We start from the raw sequence: 19,475 nt of genomic DNA, 5'->3' as shown, positions 1-19,475 counted from the left end.
TTAGGGGATGAGATGTTACACTACAGTGCGACGGCGAAAGCGGCGGCGAACGGGTGTCGCAGCGTCATGGATCAGAGCCATTTTCTCCCCCGTCCCGAGTCGTGGTCTATCGACACTCTCTATCCTAACACGCTATTTCATGGCCCAACGCTGCAAGTGGTGCAGCAGCTACTACAGTTTAGTGACTCCTTTGCCACCGCGCTACTCTGTCAGGCAGAGCCGCTTGGGGGCCTTGAGCAGCAGTGGCATACGCCGCTCCCCCTGCTCGATGGGGCGTTGCAGCTCGCGCTGTTGTGGATGGTTCAGCGCTATGATCGCGATACACTTCCGATCCGCTTGCAGCGCTGTTGGGTCAAGCCCGATAGCGACTCGCTCTGGCTTCAGCCGCAGAGTCTGTTGCAATTTACCCTGCAGCGGCACGATCCCCAGCGCTGTTGTGGCGATTTGGCGCTCTATAGCGCCAGTGGTGAGCTGATCGCACTCATTGAGGCGCTGGAGGTGAGTGGCGCGAGTTCTCGGCTAATCTTTCGGCAACCGAGCCCGCTTGCGGCGAGTGGGGTGGCGCAATGAGCGACTCTTGGCCTGCGATTGCGATTGTTGGCGAGAGTCTAATCCTGCCGCGCTGCCACACTAGCGCAGAGTTATGGCAGCTAGTGGCTCAAGGGGAGAGTGCGATCGGGGAGGTACCGGCGGGGTATTGGCGTCTCGAACCTGACCAGGTGGTTCGCCCTGCTGCGGCGATGAGCGGCGATCACGCCTACTGCGCTCAAGGGGGGTACGTAACATCGTTTGCATGGCACCCTGAGCGATTGACGGGCGATAGGGCGGCGCTAAACCATCTCGATCCGCTCTGTCAATGGAGTTTAACCGCCGCACAGCAGCTTTTGGATCAGGTCGCGGGGGTGAGCGAGAGGCTACGGGATAAAACCGCGACGATTTTGGGCAATCTCTCCTACCCGACCCCTAGCCACTCTCAGCTCTATGAGCAGCAGGCGCTACACCAGCTTCTGCCCGATAAGTTCCCCCCGCCGGAAGCGGGCCTCTTTCCGAATCGCTACGGTTCGAGCCTACCGTCACAGCTGATTAAACAGCAGTTACGGCTCGGCGGTGAGGCGTTCTCTATCGATGCAGCCTGCGCCTCAACCCTCTATGCGGTGAAACTCGCCTGCGATCAGCTCCATCAGGGTCGGGCCGATCTACTCCTAGTCGGTGGGGTGAACCATGTCGATTCACTCTTTCTCCATGTCGGTTTTAGTGCGTTAAAAGCGCTCTCGCCCTCTGGGCAGTCGCGCCCCTTTCATCGGGATGCCGATGGTCTGCTTCCCGCCGAAGGGGTGGCGATGGTGGCGCTTAAGCGGCTTGAGGATGCCCTTAACCATGGCGATACTATTATCGGCCTCATTCGTGGCATCGGTCTCTCTAATGATGGACGAAGCGGTGGGTTTCTCTCGCCTGCTAAGCGTGGCCAGGTGGTATCGATGCAGCAGGCGTATGCGAGCTGCGGTATCGATCCGGCCTCGATTGGCTTCGTTGAGTGCCATGCGACCGGTACCGCGACCGGTGATGCGGTGGAGATCGCCAGCCTAGCGGAGATTTTCGGTCGTCATAGAGCTTTGGCGATAGGCTCACTGAAGGCCAATATCGGCCACCTAATTACCGCCTCGGGCGGTGCTAGCCTCATTAAAGTGCTACAGGGGTTTGGGCAGCAGCAGCTCCCCTATATGCCGCCACCGAGCGAACTGACTCCCGAGCTAGCGGCGACCCGCTTCTATCTGCCTAGCCAGCGGCTGAGCTGGCCTGCCGAAGAGAGTCCGCGACGGGCGGCGGTCAATAACTTCGGCTTTGGTGGCAATAATGCCCATCTGATTTTAGAGGAGTGGAATCCGGCGCAGTTTCCTCAGCAGCTAGAGTATGTTGGGACTAAAGTAGCGCCACGGCAGCCGATTGAGGTGGCGCTAGTGGCGATGGCGGCTAACTATGGCAATCGCAGTTCGCTAACAGAGCTCGCACAAGAGCTCCACCAGCGCGAGCAGCCGCTTGAGCCGTTTGAGCCGAAGATGAGTTCGATTAGACTGCGTAGCCACTCGCTCGGCTTTCCGCCGCACGATCTAGCGCAGTGTTTAACCCAGCAGACGCTGCTACTTGAGCTATTAGATAGCCAACATCGGCTGCTAGCCCAGTTAGATGGCGCGAAAACTGGCCTCTTTATCGCCATGGAGGTCGCCCCCGAGATTAATCGCGTCGGACTCCGACTACGCCTTAACGACTATCTGCAACAGGCGGGTATCACTCTGGCCGAGGCGCCGTTAAAGGCGCTAAAAGATCAGATCTATCCTGCGCTAACAGCCGCGCGAGTGGTGGGGTGTATGCCCAATATTCCCGCCAATCGGCTCAATAACCGCTACCACTTTACCGCTGAAGGATTTACCTTGTCGGCAGCGGCAGAGAGTGCGGCAGTAAGTCTAAACTACGCTCTGCAACAGATAGGTAGTGGGGCGCTAGAGAGCGCCATTGTCGGGGTGATCGATATAGCCGATGAGGTGTTATCGAGCCATGATACCGATACCGATGGCGCGGTGGTGTGGATATTGTGTCGGGCGAGTGTGGCGCAGCAACGACAGCTCCCCTATCTCACCCTGCTACCGTCCGACTTTAGTCTAAGCTCGCCACCGCCTCCCCCCCTGTGGGGCTGCTAGGTCGCAATCGGCTCGTTGAGCCACTGCTACACCCCAGTTTAGCGCTATTAGCGCAGATTCGAGGGCAGAATCCACTGCAAAGCGCCTCGCAACCGCTACCTACCTGCGCCCTGCCGCTACTTTTTAGCCTAAAACCACAGCCACAACTGGCGCTATTTGCCGCCGATACTATTGAGCAGTTAAGAGAGCGACTTGAGGCTGATCGACCGCTACAACCGGGTGAAGAGGGGGGGGGAGGGTGTCGCTGCGGCTTCTATTGTCGCGATCTTAGCGACTATCAGCGGCTCAAGCAGCGCGCTCTGGCCAACCTAGCCCAGCGGCAACCTGACCGTGGCTGGATTGACCAGATCTGTTTCTATCCTGCGCCCCTCAGCGGAGAGGTGGCGGCCATCTTTACCGGTGCCGCCGCCGCCTATTGCGGTGCGGCAGAGTCGTTGGTGGCCGACTATCCGCTACTGGTTCGCGCCCTAGCGGCACGATTTGGGGGCGAGCTAGAGCGCTACGGCGGCTGGCTCTATCCGCGCTGGAGTGGCGAGTCGAGCGAGAGTCGCCCCTTTAACGAGTTAATCGGCAGCAGTTTTGTGGCCCAGCTACATGCGCTAATTAGTCGTCAAATTTGGGGTTTGGCGCCGGAGGCGGCGTTTGGACTCTCATCGGGGGAGACGAATGCCCTGTTAGCGTTTGATGTGTGGGACGATATCGGCCAGCTATTGGATGCGATTTGGCAAGCCAATCTCTACCAAACTGAGTTAGCCGGGGAGTATCGCGCCGTTAAACGCTACTGGGGGATCGCCCCCGAGAGCCCTATGGTGTGGCAGAGCTGGATCCTCTACACCGATGCCGCCCAAGTCAGACCGCTATTGGCCGACTATGAGCGGCTCTACTTAACGATTATCCTCTCCGACAGCGAGTGTGTGGTGGCGGGGGAGGCGAGTGCGTGTCAGGCGCTGTTAGCCCGACTGCCAAAGGTGCGCCATACCGCTTTGCGCCATGAGTTGGCCTGCCATGCGCCGGTGTTGGGCGATTTTGAGCCGCTGTGGCGTCAGCTCCATACCCGTCCGGTGCAGCCCCAGAGCCGCGTTCGCTTCTACTCTAACTATCTTAATGGCCCCTATCGGCCGACGAGCGCTAGCGTCGCCGAGGCGCTCACCGGTCAAGCCGGCGTGACTATCGACTTTAGCAAGAGTGTCCGACAGGCCTTTGCCGATGGGGTGAGAATTTTTATTGAGCATGGGCCACGCAACTCATTAACTCGGGCGATAGCGCACATTTTGTCGCCACAGCAGTTGCGCCACTCGTTAACGATCGCGATGGATGAGGTGGGAAGTGATAGTGTCGCGCAGCTCTATCGCAACACTGTGGAGCTCTGGTGCGCCGGCCAGCCGCTGCAACTTAACCAGTTCTCTCTCTACCAGCCGGCATTAGAACGAACGCTGACGCTAACGCCCGTCCCCCCGCTGCTCACAGAGGCTTGGGCAGAGACTCTCGCCGCCTACTGTAGAGCGCCTAATCCCGCGATGGCGCTAGCTACGGTGACCATGCCAACCGCTCCAGCGCTAAAACTGCCCCCCTTAGCGCCGTTGCCATCGCGACGGCCGGGGGCAGGCTCGCTAGCTGTGCTGATAGCGACGCTGTTTCAGCAGCAGAGTCAGCTCCACCAGCACTTTTTGGCGCTACAGCAGCAGCAGTTTGAGCTCTATCGGCGCACGCTGTTGCCGCTAAGGGGGCTACCCCCACTACCACTACCACTACCAGCTACAGCCGCAGAGCGACACGACTATCGACCGCTAGGCCCCACCTTTTCGCGTCAAGATCTAGAGATTTTGGCCTCAGGGAAGATATCGACCCTCTTTGGTGCTGCCTTTAGTGACCAAGATCGCCATTTAGTGCAGGTGCGAATGCCGCAACCGCCGCTACTGCTCTGTGATCGGGTGACCGGTATCGATGCCGAACCGCAGTCGATGGGGTTAGGGACGATTTGGACTGAAACCGATGTCAAGCACGATAGCTGGTATCTACACCAGGGCGTGATGCCCGGCGGTATCTTTATCGAATCGGGGCAGGCCGATCTACTGCTCATCTCTTGGCTCGGTATCGATAGCCTCAATCAAGGACAACGCGCCTACCGTCTGTTAGGGTGTGAGCTACAATTTTTGGGCGATCTACCCAGAGCAGGGGAGAGGCTACACTATCAAATCTGTGTCGATGGCCACGCCCAAAGTGGCGATATACGACTCTTCTTCTTCCACTACGACTGCTATATCAATGGCCAAAAGCGGCTCTCGGTGCGCCATGGTCAAGCCGGTTTCTTTACCCGCCAAGAGCTAGAGGAGGCGAGTGGGGTATTGTGGCGGGCTGAGGAGGCGACCTATGCCGACTCCCCGCTGCCTCCCCCCCGGTGGCACTCAAACAACACAGCTTTTCGTCCGAGGAGATTGAGTGCTATCTCGCCGGCGATCTAGTCGGCTGCTTTGGTGAAGCGTTCTATTTAAGCCAAACCCATACCCGCACCCCCCGCAGTGCTGCCGGCTCGATGAACTTTATTGGTGACATTAGCGCGATCACCACCGACGGTGGCCCAGCTGGGCGCGGCTATCTGCGTTCAGTCTCTAACCTCACGGGGGAGGAGTGGTTCTTTAATGGCCACTTCCATCACGATCCCTGTATGCCCGGCACGCTGATGGCCGAGGGGTGTTTGCAGATGATGTCGTTCTATCTAGTGGCGCTAGGCTATACCCTGCAGCGCGATAGCTGGCGTTTTCAACCGGCGGTTGGTAACCGTTACCGGTTCCACTGTCGAGGGCAGGTGACGCCTGCATCGAAACAGCTTGTTTATGAGCTGTTTGTCGATGAGATCGTGCTGGAGCCGACCCTAACCCTCTACGCGCACCTGCTCTGTACGGTCGATGGCCGCAAAGCCTTTTTGTGTGAGCGGTTAGGGGTGGAGCTGGTACCTGACTGGCCGCTGTTAGAGCACCCGATAGCCGATCCTAACCCTAACGCGCCATTTTGTTATGACGAGCAGGGGTTTGCCTTTAATTTTAAGTCGGTCATCAGTTGCGCTTGGGGTAAGCCGACCGATGCTTTTGGTGCGCGATTTGCCCACTTTAATCGTGGGGTGCGTTCGTCGCGACTGCCGGGGCCGCCGTACCACTTTATGAGCCGTATTGTGGCGTTAGAGGCGGAGTTTGGTCAGCCTAATCACCGCCCCTCGGTCGTGGTAGAGTACGATGTGGCCGCCGATAGCTGGTTCTTTCGTCAAAACGGCACCGCGACCATGCCCTACTGCGTCTTAATGGAGATTGCGCTACAGCCGTGTGGCTGGATCGCCTTCTTCTGTCGTGATAGCGCCTTAGCAAACGAGGAGCTGCTGTTTCGCAATCTCGATGGCTTGGAGGCGGTGCAGCACTTTGAGCTCAAACAGGGGCGCTATACCCTGCGAACCGAAGTGATCTTAACCTCCCATTCGCGCACTGGCCGTTTGGTCATTAACCAGTTTGAGGTTAAAACCTACGCCAATGGCGAGCTGGTCTATAGCTACCAGACCACCTTTGGCTTCTTCCCCCCTGAGGCGATGTTGGCGCAGAAGGGGTTGATAATTAGCGCCAATGATCGGCACTTGATGGCGTTAGAACCGAACCTAGATATCGATCTGACCACACATCCTGCCGACTATTTTAACTCCATAGGCCCCTCACTACCGGCCTCTAGGCTGCTGATGTTAGATCGGCTAGTCCACTATAGTGCGGCCGCTGGTGAGCAGGGGAGAGGCTACCTGCGTGGTGAGAAGCGTGTTAACAGTGATGACTGGTTCTTTAAGGCGCACTTTTTTCAAGATCCGGTTCAACCGGGGTCGCTGGGAGTTGAGGCGATTTTACAGCTTATGCAGCTCTATATCCTACTGAGCCACCCTGAATGGGTGGCGAGTGGGGGTCGTTTTGAGCCGGTAATCATCGCCGAGGCGGTTGAGTGGCACTACCGTGGCCAAATTACCCCCCATCATCGGAAAATTGTGGTCGATATGGAGCAACTTGAGGCGCAAGAGAGTGCGCTAACCTATCAGTTATGGGCCAAAGCGAAGGTCTGGATCGATGGGCTAAAAATTTATGAGATGCCACGAGTCGGGATGCGGCTCAATAAAGTGCCGCCGCCGACATATCACTACTACTATCCGTGGCGTGTCGATGCCGAGAGTTCGCCTTGGGTGTGGGATCACTGCCCCACCTATACCCTGCCGACGCTGCCGTTTACCTGGCTCATCGAGCTAGCCGCGACAGCAACTGGTATCGATTTAGGTCAAACGGGGCTCCATAGTGAGCAAATTCTCCTCAACGCCTGGTTAGCTTTAACCCCCCCTGCCCGAACGAGGCGAGCGAAGCCGCCAAGACAGATAGAGGGAGAGGTGAAGGTGAGCGTGAACGATAGGGGCACCGATAGGGTTGAGTTTGAGCTGTTTCGCTTCGATGAGGCCCAAGCCCACCCACTCCTAGAGCCGCCGCTAACCTTAGCGGCTAGTGGCGATATAGGGCGTTTAACCCAGCCCCCTAAGTGGCCTACTATCGCGGCGCTACAGCACGGTCTTGAGACTGAACTCCCCTATGAGAGGGGCGAGCTATTTCATGGGCCAGCGCTACAGCTCTTAACCCGCTACTGTTTAGGTAGTAATGGCGCTACCGCGACGATAACCGCCCAGTCGCGGGGGGTAGCGCACGGTCGCACCGGTTTTGCGCTACTAGATGGGGCGATACAGTCGGTGCCGCACTACAATATTCAGCACTGGTGTGGCGCTATTGCCGCCGATCTAATCGCCTACCCCTATCAGATGCGTCATCTGACACTGTTAGCGCTACCGCAGAGCGGTGAGCTCACGGTGGAGTCGCGTTTTGTCGGCCAGCTAGGGGAGAGATTGCTTGAGATCGATATCTGGCTGCGACAGCAACAGCAGATTGTCGGCTATTTTCGCCTAGTTGAGGTGTTGGTCTCAAAAGGGATTACCCAGCAGATGAGCGGTGAGGAGCGCTACCGCTTTATCAAGCAACAGCAGCCGCTACCGCCCCATAAAGTGATCGAGTTGAGCGCAGAGCAGCAGTACTACCGACTTCCGATGGCAACGGTTGAGCAGAGTAGCTGGCTACCTGGGACGCTAGAGTCTATCTATCGGCTAAAAGCGGGGCTCACGGTGGCACAAAAGACGGCGCACATTCTCTTTAAAGAGTATGTGGCAGCAGAGCGGCAGTGCCATCCGGCAGAGGTGGAGATAGAGAGTTCACTGATCGAAAATGGGCGCTATTTAGAGCAGCAGTTTGCCCTGTCACTGGTAGAGCATCGGGGGGAGTATCGCCTCTACCCGTTGACACCGTTGCGGCGATATCCGTTTGATCTGCCGACGCTACTGCGGCAACGGGGGGTAGCACAGACGCTGTTAAGCGATCTTCTGCTGGTTCTGAGTGATCGCTTTATCGCCCAAGTGAAACTGGCCGACTTTAACGAGTTGAGCGAGCTAGGGCCGGTCATCTATCTGGCTAACCATCAGGTCGCGGTGGAGTCGATCCTATTTGTCGTGGTGAGCTACGCCCTCTTTGGCTATCCGATAGCGACGCTCTCGAAAGCGGAGAATCGTGACCACTGGTTAGGGAAGTTGAGTCAGTGGGCGAAAACTCTCTATGGTGAGTCGCATCCGCTCGACATTCTCTACTTTCAGCGTGATAACCCGGCCGAGCTACCTGTGCTTATCGATCAGTGTCTCTCCTCAATGACGCAGCGGCAGCAGTCGCTCTTTATCCATGTTGGCGGTACCCGAGAGCAGTACGAGGGAGAGGGGATCGCGCAGATGAGTTCGTTTATTCTCGATAGAGCGGTTAAGTTTAACCGATCGATTGTGCCGATCTGCTTTACGCAGGGATTACCGTTAGTCGATCAAGGGCATAAATTTGAACTGCCGCACCATCTCCGAGGGCAGAACTACAACTTAGGGCGGGTGATTAGACCGGCACAGCTACAAAGTCTCAACTCAGCCGAGCGGGTAGCGCTACTACAGCAGCAGATTGAGGCCTTAGCCGAGCCGAAGCAGGATAAAGCTGACGATAGTCAGCTTCGCGCTAAGATAGCGCAGTTACAAGAGAACCATGGGCTCTCCCCCTTTACCGCCCTAGGGGTCGCACTACTGCAGCAGAGTGAGCGGCAGCTCTGTCGCGATACGCAGCAGTTGTTGGATGCCTTGAGTGAGCGGGGGAGTGTGGAGCTGTTTTGAGCGTAACGCTACACTTCCTGTTCCTAAAAACCTAAGCAAAGTTGCTCATGGCAGTTTTTCGGTAATTCGCTCTCCGTTGATAACACCCGTACGGGCGAGCAACTGGAGTCCTGGTTGAGCAGTCCCAACCGGAGGCGCTCAGTCCGCGCTTGCAAGATCGTCTTCACCTGTCGGTACGGCATGAACCGATCGATGTCAAGATCGGACAACCGTGCCAGCACGTTTCGCGCAGCGTTCTGGTCTGCCTGCAACACAACCCCGTCGAAACAGTAAAACCGATCCCCCTGGCGTTTGCCGAGTAGGCATCCGTTGCGGGAATCAATTTGCGATGTGTAGGCAGGATTGACCAGAACGACCGCAGAACCTCTGCGGCTTGAAACACTATCAAGTGCTTCGGCAATGACGCCTTTCGTCCAGCTTGCCAGCCGACGATTGACGTTCTTGCCGAAGGACTTGCCCGACATCGGGGCGGTGAGGTCTTCCGCCGCAATCACGGCGGCTTTATCAACAACCTTATGAACCGACTGAAACACCACATCACGGATGCTTGCATGGGTTTTGTCCATCTGCCGGTTTAGCTTTTTGCGCCCAAGGTTAAAGCGACGAATGTGCTCGCGTTTATGCGGGTTACGGGTCGTGTTGGCGAGCGCTCGCAGTTTTGATCGGCGCTGATATTTGGCTTTTAGCTTATCGGATTGTTCGGTCAGTACTTGACCGAGCTCCTGGCCGTGGTGATCGCCGTCTGAATCCACAAGCACTTCGGAGTAGCCTTTATCAATGCCGATGGTGCGCTTGCCGCAATCCTGTTTGGTTTCGACATTAACGGTGGTGTGAACCTCAATACGGTCATCGTCTTTGATAATGACGCGCAGAGTGCCAGTTGGCGTGATCGTGGTATTGAGCAAAATGGCGATACGCTGACCTTTAACAAGGCCGGGGATCTTGATCCAGACGCACCCACCCAGGAGGAAGGTAGTGTAATTATCTGAACGGACAATAATCTGGTTATGGGTATGGTTATGGCCATGATGCCAGTGCTTACGCATGAGCCGGCGCAGATAAGAATCGCCCGTCCATTCGTTGCGCTTGAGGGCAGTGAACAGGCGTTTTTGCTCGGCTTCGTCCCGGGTGTGACGAAAGACAGATTGGCGAACCTTAACCTTGGCCGCTTCCATGCAGGCGGTGATGTTGCCCTTCGCATCGCGTAGGGTCTCTTTCCAAGCGTTGGCGGAAACCGGAAAGGCGCGACCTTCCTTCAGCCAGCCATCGCGAATCTTGCGATCCGAGAGACCCACGCCACCGACCGACCCAAACCTCTGCCAGACCTCGGTACGCACTTGGCCAAGCCGACGCGCCTGCTCGCGCAATGCGGCGACTTTGCCCTTGTTCGGGCGTTTTGCGTTCAAAACTCGCGTGACCTTCATTCGCACACATCCTTTGGTAACTGAATGGGACTATCGGGAAAATCCTCCTTGATCTGCTGCTTGTACTTGCGCATCCCATACAGTCGGCAACTGAAGGTATGCACAATCGCCAGTAAATCCTCAACCATCTCTTGCTCAGGGGAGAGAGACTCCTGGTTCACAACGACTATCTCACAGCCATTTTCTGCTGCGATATGCGCCAACAAATCGAAGCCAAAGCGCATCAACCGATCCTTGTGGGCAATCAGCAGTAGGCGCACTTCCCCACGATGAATCCGATCGACCAGAGCGAGAAAGCGCTTGCGCTTGAAGTTCATCCCGCCGCCGATTTCTTGCACCCACTCATCGACCGCAATCCCTGCGCCCAGACAGTAGGTTTCCATCGCTTTGACCTGGGAGGCAAGATCGTCTTTTTGTCCCGCACTGGAGACTCGGCAATACACCACCACATCTCGCCTCTTAGGCGCCCCGCCCAGCATCAGGCGAACATCGGACTCATCGAAATACCGATGCCCCGATGGCAGGCGCTTGGACTGCAACTTCCCCTCTCTTTCCCAACGCCGCACGGTTTGCACTGACCGCCCAATGCGCTTAGCAAACTCACCTATGCTGTATCTACTGCTCATAACACGTAATTATAGACATATTCGAGTATAAATCAAGCAACTGTTAATTGCTCTTTTGTGGCGATAAATGGTTTTGGTCAACAGGTTTTACGCCTCAGAAGTGTGGGTGTCATGTCACTTGTAAAATCGGGCAAGCTGCCGGTTTGTGGCTGTCCTTGACGAAACGATGAACAAGGCCAACCCGGGTGTTGCTCATTTTTTGGCCATCGAAGGATCACTTTGAATCGAACGATTCAGAGCGCTGTTTAAGACAGGAAATCAGATCGTTAACCGCTCGCTCCCTCTCGGACTGCAAAAAGATCACCTTATCGGTGAGCTCCTCAAGCTGCCCCTTCACTTTGAGCAGGTCAGCTTGCAGCGCTGCTTCGGAGTGGGTCACTTGCGACAGCTCTTGTCGATATCGATCACGCTGCTCGCTCAGTTGTTCAATATTTTTATGTAGCTCCTCGCTCTCTTTTGCCAATCGCTCATTGTCAGCTTGGGTGGCCGCTAGGGTGGCCTCCACCGTAGCGAGTGTTGTGGTTAGTCTAATGAGAGCCTTCTCATGGGTATGGGATTGGATCTGCCACTGTTCAATCGTCGCTTGTTGGGAGTGGTTCTGTTGAATAGCTTGCTCTAACTGCTCTTTTAATTGGCCATTTTGCTGCTGTAGCGTTGTAATATCGTCTTGCAATCGCTGCTGTAGTTGGGCTGACTGCTCTCGTTCGTTCAATCTATCTATCGCAATCTGCTGCTGGTAGTGCTCAAAGTGTGCCCGAGTATCGCGACTCTCTTGTCGAAATTCGTCGATAGCCGATTTTTGCTCAATAATCCGCTGTTTGGCCGTCTCTAGGGCCGGCTCTAACTGGCGCAGTTTAGCTTGAGCTGTCGTTAACTCCGCCTCTCTGGCTTGTAGCTCCCGCTGCCGTGCCTCATCTGTTTGGGTTAGCTCTGTTAACGACTGCTGGAGCGCCTCTCGCGCCTGTTGGCAGGCCTCATGTTTCTGCTGTTGCTGACTTAGTTGTTGGGTAAACTCCTGCTTTGCTCTCTCTATCTGCTCTTGGGCTTGGTGGCTTGATCGCTCATGCAGCCCTTTAACGGCCTGAACTAGATCGGCTGGTAGTCCGCTTACATCGGCCGCGACACTATTTTTCAGCTTCCACTCTTTTAGCATGGGGGCGATGGTACTGTTACTACCGCTACCTAGCTGCTGCCGAATTCGCTCGATAGTCGGCTCTTGTCCCATGCCTCTTAACGCTTCTGCTGCGGTGGCAACGGCGTAGTAGGTCACACCGGGTCTAGCCATATTGATCTCTCCTGTAGGGTGGGGGGCGAATAGTGTACTATATTACGAAATACATAAAATAGTTTATTAAACGGAAAATTTTTAAAAAATATTTTTTGACCATAACTCATGACAAGCGGCACTAGCGTGGGTTATAAGGGTGTGTGTGATTTGGGGGGTGTGGTGAACCTGAAAATCGGGGTTTAGGGCCGGTTTACAGAGGGATCTCTTTAACCCCGCTTTGATAAACATTCACTTTTATAGGCTTAAGTAGTATGCAACTTATCATCGACATTGATTCACAACAGGGCGCGTTAGCCTCAAAACAGCCCTCCGACACTACGGCTGTCACGCCGACCGATAGTCATCAGGCCGATCTGATACAGCAACAGCTTAAAACGCAGCACTATATTCACGCCTCCACCTCAGATAGAACGCGCCAAGCGTATCAATCTGCCATCCGACAGTTTGAGAAATGGGGAGGGCGACTACCTACTACAACGCAAATAGTCGTAAGTTATCTATTAAGTCGGTGCGACACACTCAATGTTCGTACCCTAGAGCTCCACTTAACGGCGATCAGTCAATGGCACCGCTACCAAGGTATCACCGATCCAGTCCGCGAACCGGTGGTGCAAAAGTGCTTAGAGGGGATAAGGCGCGAGCATGGCAGACCGAAAAAAAAGGCCAAAGCGCTACAGTTAGAGCATTTAGCGGCTATGCTGAGTTATCTGCGCTCGCAACCGACAACTCTAAAATCGACGCGAGATATTGCCCTGCTACTGACCGGTTTTATGGGCGCTTTTCGGCGCAGTGAGCTAGTCGCGATTAGGGTGGAAGATCTATCGTGGCAGTCTGAAGGGATCCTTATTACGCTACCGCGCTCTAAAACCGATCAATATGGTGAGGGGAGTGTGCGTGCGTTACCCTCCGGTATGGAGAGCGCCTCTGCGGTGGTCGCGATAGAGCAGTGGCTTAAGCTAGCGGGACTCTCCTCTGGCCCGCTATTTCGGGCGGTCAATCGGTGGGATCAGTTAGGCGATAAGCCGCTCTATCCGGGATCGGTGAACGATATTCTGAAAAAAATTGGCACACAGTGCGGTTTCGATTTTATCCTAGAGCTAAGCAGCCACAGTTTAAGACGGGGGCTCTCGACCTCAGCGGCTAGAGAGAGTGTCGATTTTGAGTTAATTAAAAAGCAAGGTGGCTGGAGAGACGATGCCGTGGTGCGAGAGTATATCGAGGCCGGACGGCTGTTTGCCGATAATGCAACGCATGCGCTAATGGCGCGACTACATGAGCTGAATCGGACTCTTTAGCGGCGAGTCGGTTTGGGGGGGCAACGAGAGCAGCAGGATTGCCCTACCCATCGGTATGAAATCTGACTATACTGCCTCACCGATAGTAACCCTTAGAGAAGGAGAGCCCTGTGTCGATCGATCCATTTAAATATCACAGCACCCATAACACTAAAGTCTCCCCCGTCGTGCAGCGCATAGGACTCTATATCCTGCTGCAATTAAGAGGTTGGAAACAGCTAAACCGCTCGACTCGCTCGCTAACCTATAACGGCTCTGTACTTACCGCTGTCGGCTTAGAGCAGCACGAAGATGATGATGTCTCAGCCTCCGAATTTGTGTCCCTACTTAAAGCTGAGCAGCGACGAATCGGCTCCTTCGATGGTCGCTTTGATAAACCGCTAGAGCAGGGGCTAATTCAGCTCAGTGAGCAGATTGAGTTAACGGTCGCCGAGCAGCGAGTCTTGGGGCTGGCCGTTATGCTCCACAGCTATGAGCCGCTGGAGGATCTGGTCTCGGAGGTCTTTGGCCGCCTCAGTCTCGCTAAGAGCCGTAAGGTGATCGCCGCGATATTGCAACTAGCAGAGGCGGAGGTACAGCAGGCACTCTCCGGTAGCGGTAAGTTGATACAGTCGGGGCTTATTCGTATCGATAAACGAGATAGTTACGATCTTAAAAGCAAACTCGATCTACTCGATGGCCTAGCCGATAGCCTAATTAGCGGCGAGAGCGAAATTGAGAGCCTACTACAGCGCTATTTTCGCCCCGTCTCTCCCTCTCTCCTTAGCCATTGCAACTTTCCCCATCTGGCCGATGAGATACGAGTGGCAGAGCGCTATCTTAAGCGGGTATTAGCGGATGGCGATATTGGCGTTAACTACCTCCTCTACGGCCCGCCGGGGGTCGGTAAGACCGAGCTAGCGAGTGTGCTAAGTCAAGGGGTCAACTGCCAGCTCTATGAGATTCCCGTTAGCGATAGCGATGGCGATCCCATCTCTGGCGAAGATCGCCTGCGGGCACTGCGGCTGAGTCAAACGCTCCTAACCCATCAAGGGAGTGCCGTGATCCTATTTGATGAGATTGAGGATGCCTTTCCCGCCCCATTCTCCTTTTTTGGCGTTCGCAGCCATGATCGTCATAAAGGGTGGATGAACCACCAACTAGAGAACAATCCGGTGCCGGTACTCTGGCTATGTAATGAGATGGAGGGGCTCGATTCGGCCTATATTCGCCGTTTCGATATCAGTTTTGAGGTACCCGTGCCGCCACAAGCGGTGCGCGTTACTATCTTAGAGCAGGCGCTGATAGCAGAAAAGTTATCGGTGAGTGAGCGCTGGCTAGCCCGCATCGCTCGCCATACCCAACTCTCGCCAGCGGTGATGCAGGCGGCCTGTCGAGTGGTGAAACGCAGTGGTGATCCCGAGGCGGATCCTATCGAAAAAGAGCTGGAGATGGTGCTCAACGGTACCTTAAAGGCGATGGGGCTCCCCCCTTTAGAGAGAGCCGCAGCCACTGAACGGCTACCCTACCGGCTCGATAGCCTCAATGCCGATACCGATTTAGCCCAACTCATCGTCGGTTTAACTGAAGAGAGCCAAGCGCGTCTCTGCCTCTACGGCCCCCCGGGTACCGGTAAAACCGCTTTTGGTCACTATGTTGCCGAACAGCTACAGCGGCCGCTCCTGATCAAACGAGCCTCTGATCTATTAGGGATGTATGTCGGCCAGACCGAAAAGTCGATTGCAGCGATGTTTGCCCAAGCGGACAAGGAGAACGCGCTACTACTACTCGATGAAGCCGACTCCTTTTTGCGTGATCGTCAAGGGGCCGATAAGAGCTGGGAGGTGACCCAAGTCAATGAGCTGCTGACCCAAATGGAGCAGTTTAATGGGCTCTTTATCTGCTCTACCAACCTAATGGAGGAGCTCGATGCTGCCTCATTGCGCCGCTTTGATCTCAAAATTAAGTTCGACTTTCTCAATCCATCGCAGAGCTTCCTCCTATTTAACGAAGTGCTACAGAGCCACGGAGTCAAAAAAGAGGCGGCTCTAGTGTGGCAAGCTAAACTGAGTGCTCTACCGACACTTACCCCGGGAGATTTTGCCACCGTGGTGCGACAGCACCGTTTTCTGCCTGAGCCGATGAGTGCTGAAGGGCTCTATCGGGCACTAAGGCGAGAGTGTGAGTTGAAACCGGGGCCAAAACTACAATCGATTGGGTTTGCAGCGGCGCTGTAGTCTCTCACCCTCTTCGCTTAGAGGAGCAATCAACAGCTTGCCTCTTGCCTCTTGCCATAGGGGGGGAGGCGGGTCACAACCTTGTGATCTCTTCCTTTTAGCGCTAAGCGGCGTTCTAATAGCCCCTCTAATAAAGTTAATCTAAGGGTGGAAGAGGATGATGAATAGCGATCAAATCACTGCTACCGAAGTCGATTATCTCGTTCTATTACGACAGTTAGATCGGTACGATAACGATGTAAAGCTGCGACTAGAGCGGATTGCTAAAGAGTATCTGATTGAGGCGGCTCCGGGAGTGAATTGTGATGATAGCGGGGAGGGGGGCTAATGCGGCGTCAACTCTATCTTGCAGCTTACGATATTACCCACACTAAGCGGTTAGTACAGCTACTGAAAATTTTGAAAGGGTATGCTAGCGGGCGACAGAAGTCGGTATTTGAGTGCTTTTTAAGTCCCTATGAAAAGGCGTGTCTCATCGCTGAGGTGGAGGAGGCGATAGAGCTGGCTGATAATGACCGTTTTATTATATTGCAGCTACAGCCGAACCATACAAACCTAGCGTTGGGTATTGGCGTGATTGCTCAGGATTTAGACTACTACTATATCGGTTAGGTGAGGAGGGATTGGTATGGCAACAGTGACCATTGATCAAAAGGGGGCCAAGCTTACCCGAGATGGCGAGGCGATAGCGATCTATCTTAGCGGCGGACGCCACTCGACGATACCGTTACGGCGGTTAGATCGTCTCTTATTGGTGGGGGATGTATCCTCTCCAAAAGTCAGGGTAGCCCCCGCCCCCATGACCGAGAGCTCAGGTACTGTCTAGTACCGAGCTGGCTTTGAGCCTGATGATTTCGGCCAGTGATGGCAGGTTTTTGGCAGAGCTAAGTCGATCGTAGATGTAATCGAACAGGTTGACCCCCAGCTTTTTGGCGGTTTGCGCGATCGTCATCATCGTATCCTTGGCCTCGGTACCCTTTGCGTTTTGAGTCTGAAAGCTCACATCCCGTTTGCGCGCCTGCGCACGGGCGGCGAGTTCGGCCGAGTTGTTATGCAGCGGTAGCTCCGGAGGCCTTGTTCATCGTTTCGTCACCCTTGCGATTTCTATTATGCCCATCCAACCAAGTGTGATTCAAACCGTGCTTTTTAGACGACCCTTTTTTCCAGTAATCCACGGCGTGTAGGGGCGGGTTTCAAACCCGCCCCTACGAAACCCGGGTATTGTTCATCGTCTCGTCACCCTCATGAGGCATAACTCCCTCGCCTTCCCTTTTCGCCTCCCCCAGCGGGGAGGGGTGGAGGGGAGCTGACGAAGAGATGAACAAGGCCTCAATCAGCCTTGTTCATCGTTTCGTCAGGCCGCCATCGCTAACACAGGCTTAGAGTCAGGCTTTACTCGTTTTTGCGCGGGGCGCCGAGGTAGATTAACCTGATTGAGCAGGTAAGCAAATAGACTGTCATGCGGCCGCTGAAACAAGCGTTGTGCCGGAGTGTCATTTGCTGCTGCGTTATGATAGTTGTGTACGATAGTTAGCGCAGAGAGTCTCTCATCGCTAAGTCGGTGCAAATGATGATGCCAAAGCGCCAAGTGGCCATTGCGCCCTTCCACGGCAGAGCTGGAGCGCTGGAACAGGTCAGCGCACTCATTGGCTACGGCTTCAATTTGTGCCCTTTCTTGCTCAGGTAGTGACATAATGGGGTGTTCGGGTTGGCGTAAGGATTCGAGCAACGCATGACTGGTAGCGGCGATCGGTTGGGCTTTTTCTGCGGTGGTCATTCTCTGAGCTACCCGTTGAAGGTAGAGCGCCGGAATAATCTGATCATGAATGGCACCTGTTATCTCCTCGTTGAGATCGAGTTCCTTCAGTTGGGTTTTAATCGTTTCAGTCACAAAACAAAGCGTCTGTTCCATCGCCGAGAGTAGGCGCTCACTCTTCTCAATAGAGGCGATCACTTTATCCCCTAAACCATAGCGATAGGCTAAAGATTTTAGCCGCTCCATGCGCTGGCGAATTAAATTAATGTGCTCTTCTGGCGGTAACCCTGTGCCCTTTTGCAAGTCGACTAAATGGTAGTCTGAACTGATGCCGTTAAGCTCATCTTTGGCTTGCTGATAGTCGCGGGCGATTTACTCGAAAGCGCGTTGTTCTTTATCAAGAACTGCTTGAGCATGCTCCAGTCCGGGTTGATAGTTAGCAGGTCTGCCGGGGCCTCTCGGCTCAGTCTGTTGCCTCTCTATCCGGTCTTGCCAAGAGGTGACTCTTATCTGAGCACTATCGAGTTCTGCCAGGCATTCGCTATATTTTTGTGAAAAACGCCGAAAAAGTGTTTTGGCTATTTCGTGGAGTAGGTGAAAAAGATCGGGACTGTGATTGGCCTCGTAATGTTTGGCATGGCTGATGAGGCCTTTCGCTTCATCACTGGTTGATTGAATAACCTTCATAGTCAGCTCGTTAATCGACTCATCTACCACCTTATTCTAGGTATCGGCGCTACGATCCTTTGCATATTGTTCCACAAAAATATAGCCACTCACCGCTTCCATCGCCACTAAGCAAATGTCAGGATGAAAGGTCTCATCTTCGATCAAACTGATAGGCTTTACCGGCGTTTGGCTGCGGTGGGCAACGGCCTGTTCGCGTTGCTCGGCTCCATAGCTAAGGATTTTCTGTTCAATTGGCTGGGCAACGGCTTGCTGAGCCCCCAGTGAGTTAGCCACAAAAATATCCAGTCCACTGAGCTGAATAATTTGCATCACGCCCCGCAGACCATGCGGTTGATAACTCAGCACAAAGTGAAGTGTGATAATCAATCGATGCAGAAACGCAATTCCATCCGGGTGCTCAAAAAAGTCAGCCACCACCGGTGAGCAAGGCAGCGACTCTTTGCGCTGACGCCAGTGACGCAGTGTGGTGCGAGGAATGTCCAAGTGCTGTGCAATGTCGGCTTCACTCAGCTCCTGAGTCATTTGCTCGTATTGCTCTAACAGTTGGGCAATGTCTATACGGCTACGGCGCGGTTTCTGCTTGGGATTTGCGACAGATTCAGTTACACTTGCTTCTGACATGGCACTTCCTCTTTTGTGGCGATAAATGGTTTTCGTCAACAGATTTTACGCCTCATGAGTGTAGGTGTCATGTCTCTTGTAAAATCGGGCAAGCTACCGGTTTGTGGCTGTCCCTGACGAAACGATGAACAAGGCCATTTATGGCCTTATTCATCCCTTTGTCAGCCCCCCTCCAACCCTCCTCCCGCTGCCCCGCTAGGGGAGGTGGAGAGAGAAGGCGAGGGAGTCATGCCTCATGAGGGTGACGAGACGATGAACAATATCTGGGTTTCGTAGGGGCGGGCTTGAAACCCGCCCCTACACGCCGTGGATTACCGGAAGTGGAAATGGTGGTCTAAAAAGCACGGTTTGAATCACGCTTGGTTGGAGGGGCATAATAGAAATCGCAAGGGTAACGAGACGATGAACAAGGCCTTCCGGAGCTACCGCTGCATAACAACTCGGCCGAACTCGCCGCCCGTGCGCAGGCGCGCAAACGGGATGTGAGCTTTCAGACTCAAAACGCAAAGGGTACCGAGGCCAAGGATACGATGATGACGATCGCGCAAACCGCCAAAAAGCTGGGGGTCAACCTGTTCGATTACATCTACGATCGACTTAGCTCTGCCAAAAA

The 19,475-nt window shown here is 54.6% G+C and carries 15 protein-coding genes; 8 read left to right on the top strand and 7 right to left on the bottom strand.

Annotated features, from left to right (window positions below; translation table 11 throughout):
• Positions 1-12 precede the first annotated feature (12 nt).
• The 4 genes from D5085_00075 to D5085_00060 are packed head-to-tail and all read left to right on the top strand — an operon-like array spanning position 13 to position 8,946.
• Entirely contained in the window at positions 13-570 is a 558-nt protein-coding gene (locus D5085_00075; protein ID QEP41677.1) for a hypothetical protein, read from the top strand.
• Entirely contained in the window at positions 567-2,696 is a 2,130-nt protein-coding gene (locus D5085_00070) for a polyketide synthase (GenBank protein QEP41676.1), read from the top strand. Before D5085_00075 ends, D5085_00070 begins: the two co-directional genes overlap by 4 nt.
• Positions 2,684-5,158, top strand: a complete 2,475-nt coding sequence (locus tag D5085_00065; GenBank protein ID QEP41675.1) for a hypothetical protein — start codon at positions 2,684-2,686, stop codon at positions 5,156-5,158. Before D5085_00070 ends, D5085_00065 begins: the two co-directional genes overlap by 13 nt.
• Positions 5,095-8,946 carry a hypothetical protein gene (locus D5085_00060; protein ID QEP41674.1) on the top strand — a complete coding sequence of 1,284 codons (3,852 nt, stop codon included), beginning with the start codon at positions 5,095-5,097 and terminating at the stop codon, positions 8,944-8,946. Before D5085_00065 ends, D5085_00060 begins: the two co-directional genes overlap by 64 nt.
• A gap of 23 nt (positions 8,947-8,969) precedes the next feature.
• Here the strand turns inward: D5085_00060 and D5085_00055 are convergent, their stop codons facing one another.
• From D5085_00055 to D5085_00045, 3 genes are all read right to left on the bottom strand, one after another.
• Positions 8,970-10,370 (bottom strand): transposase, encoded by a 1,401-nt coding sequence (locus D5085_00055; GenBank protein QEP41673.1) that lies wholly within the window; start codon positions 10,368-10,370, stop codon positions 8,970-8,972.
• Positions 10,367-10,996, bottom strand: coding sequence for an IS607 family transposase (locus D5085_00050; GenBank protein ID QEP41672.1), 630 nt, complete (start codon positions 10,994-10,996; stop codon positions 10,367-10,369). The genes D5085_00055 and D5085_00050 overlap by 4 nt, the downstream gene beginning before the upstream one ends.
• A gap of 214 nt (positions 10,997-11,210) precedes the next feature.
• Entirely contained in the window at positions 11,211-12,281 is a 1,071-nt protein-coding gene (locus D5085_00045) for a DNA-binding protein (GenBank protein ID QEP41671.1), read from the bottom strand.
• Between the two features lie 254 nt (positions 12,282-12,535).
• Between D5085_00045 and D5085_00040 the strand changes: the two genes are divergently transcribed.
• The 4 genes from D5085_00040 (at position 12,536) to D5085_00025 (ending at position 16,621) form a co-directional block, all read left to right on the top strand.
• Entirely contained in the window at positions 12,536-13,579 is a 1,044-nt protein-coding gene (locus D5085_00040; protein ID QEP41670.1) for an integrase, read from the top strand.
• 110 nt (positions 13,580-13,689) lie between these two features.
• Positions 13,690-15,795 carry an ATP-binding protein gene (locus tag D5085_00035; protein ID QEP41669.1) on the top strand — a complete coding sequence of 702 codons (2,106 nt, stop codon included), beginning with the start codon at positions 13,690-13,692 and terminating at the stop codon, positions 15,793-15,795.
• Positions 15,796-16,122: 327 nt separating this feature from the next.
• Complete coding sequence (gene cas2 / locus D5085_00030) at positions 16,123-16,407, top strand: CRISPR-associated endonuclease Cas2 (GenBank protein ID QEP41668.1); 285 nt, start codon at positions 16,123-16,125, stop codon at positions 16,405-16,407.
• Between the two features lie 16 nt (positions 16,408-16,423).
• Positions 16,424-16,621 (top strand): hypothetical protein, encoded by a 198-nt coding sequence (locus D5085_00025; GenBank protein QEP41667.1) that lies wholly within the window; start codon positions 16,424-16,426, stop codon positions 16,619-16,621.
• Here the strand turns inward: D5085_00025 and D5085_00020 are convergent.
• The 4 genes from D5085_00020 to D5085_00005 form a co-directional block, all read right to left on the bottom strand.
• Positions 16,607-16,798, bottom strand: coding sequence for a hypothetical protein (locus D5085_00020; GenBank protein QEP41666.1), 192 nt, complete (start codon positions 16,796-16,798; stop codon positions 16,607-16,609). The genes D5085_00025 and D5085_00020 overlap by 15 nt on opposite strands.
• A 351-nt stretch (positions 16,799-17,149) precedes the next feature.
• Positions 17,150-17,797 carry a hypothetical protein gene (locus tag D5085_00015; GenBank protein ID QEP41665.1) on the bottom strand — a complete coding sequence of 216 codons (648 nt, stop codon included), beginning with the start codon at positions 17,795-17,797 and terminating at the stop codon, positions 17,150-17,152.
• Between the two features lie 126 nt (positions 17,798-17,923).
• A complete protein-coding gene (locus tag D5085_00010) occupies positions 17,924-18,268 on the bottom strand; it encodes a hypothetical protein (GenBank protein ID QEP41664.1) in 345 nt (114 codons plus the stop codon).
• A 6-nt stretch (positions 18,269-18,274) separates the two neighbouring features.
• On the bottom strand, positions 18,275-18,862 hold the full coding sequence (locus D5085_00005; GenBank protein QEP41663.1) for a hypothetical protein: 588 nt from the start codon (positions 18,860-18,862) through the stop codon (positions 18,275-18,277).
• Positions 18,863-19,475 lie beyond the last annotated feature (613 nt).

This window comes from Ectothiorhodospiraceae bacterium BW-2 (genome assembly GCA_008375315.1).
Lineage (GTDB): Bacteria > Pseudomonadota > Gammaproteobacteria > Thiohalomonadales > Thiohalomonadaceae > BW-2.
Note: the sequence above shows the minus strand (reverse complement) of the source record. Positions and strands in the feature narration are given on the sequence as shown.

What these genes read in the sequence shown, in the direction of transcription:
- D5085_00075 (QEP41677.1), top strand. Translation starts at nt 13, where the DNA reads ATGTTACACTACAGTGCGACGGCGAAAGCGGCGGCGAACGGGTGTCGC.
- D5085_00070 (QEP41676.1), top strand. Translation starts at nt 567, where the DNA reads ATGAGCGACTCTTGGCCTGCGATTGCGATTGTTGGCGAGAGTCTAATC.
- D5085_00055 (QEP41673.1), bottom strand. Translation starts at nt 10,370, where the DNA reads ATGAAGGTCACGCGAGTTTTGAACGCAAAACGCCCGAACAAGGGCAAA.
- D5085_00050 (QEP41672.1), bottom strand. Translation starts at nt 10,996, where the DNA reads ATGAGCAGTAGATACAGCATAGGTGAGTTTGCTAAGCGCATTGGGCGG.
- D5085_00045 (QEP41671.1), bottom strand. Translation starts at nt 12,281, where the DNA reads ATGGCTAGACCCGGTGTGACCTACTACGCCGTTGCCACCGCAGCAGAA.
- D5085_00040 (QEP41670.1), top strand. Translation starts at nt 12,536, where the DNA reads ATGCAACTTATCATCGACATTGATTCACAACAGGGCGCGTTAGCCTCA.
- cas2 (QEP41668.1), top strand. Translation starts at nt 16,123, where the DNA reads ATGCGGCGTCAACTCTATCTTGCAGCTTACGATATTACCCACACTAAG.
- D5085_00025 (QEP41667.1), top strand. Translation starts at nt 16,424, where the DNA reads ATGGCAACAGTGACCATTGATCAAAAGGGGGCCAAGCTTACCCGAGAT.
- D5085_00015 (QEP41665.1), bottom strand. Translation starts at nt 17,797, where the DNA reads ATGGAGCGGCTAAAATCTTTAGCCTATCGCTATGGTTTAGGGGATAAA.
- D5085_00005 (QEP41663.1), bottom strand. Translation starts at nt 18,862, where the DNA reads ATGTCAGAAGCAAGTGTAACTGAATCTGTCGCAAATCCCAAGCAGAAA.